Here is a 476-nt window from a genome sequence, read left to right on the forward strand (position 1 = left end):
TGTTCAGCCGCGTCGGCGCGTCGGACAATCTCGCGCGCGGTCGCTCGACCTTCATGGTCGAAATGGTCGAAACCGCCGCGATCCTGGCACAAGCAACGCCACGCAGCTTCGTCATCCTCGACGAGGTCGGGCGCGGCACCTCGACCTATGACGGGCTCGCCATTGCCTGGGCGGTGGTCGAGGCGATCCATGACGACAATCGCTGCCGCTGCCTGTTCGCCACCCATTATCACGAACTGACGCGGCTCGCCGAACGCTGTGACGCGCTCACCCTCCACCATGTCCGCGCGCGCGAATGGAAGGGCGAGCTGGTGTTGCTGCACGAAGTGTCCGAAGGCCCGGCCGATCGCAGTTATGGCCTCGCGGTCGCGCGGCTCGCTGGGCTGCCGCCTGCGACGATCGCGCGCGCCAAGGCGGTGCTGGCAAAGCTGGAAGCGGGCCGCGCCAAGACCGGGGGGCTGGCGGCGGGTCTGGAC

1 protein-coding gene is annotated in these 476 nt (G+C 68.5%); it reads left to right on the forward strand.

Going from position 1 to position 476, the window contains the following annotated elements:
• Positions 1 to 476 (forward strand): MutS-related protein (locus AACY45_RS28265; RefSeq protein WP_445261240.1); only part of this gene is annotated, 476 nt, incomplete at both ends.

The sequence above is a fragment of the Pseudomonas sp. RA_35y_Pfl2_P32 genome, assembly GCF_963970735.1.
GTDB lineage: Bacteria > Pseudomonadota > Gammaproteobacteria > Pseudomonadales > Pseudomonadaceae > Aquipseudomonas.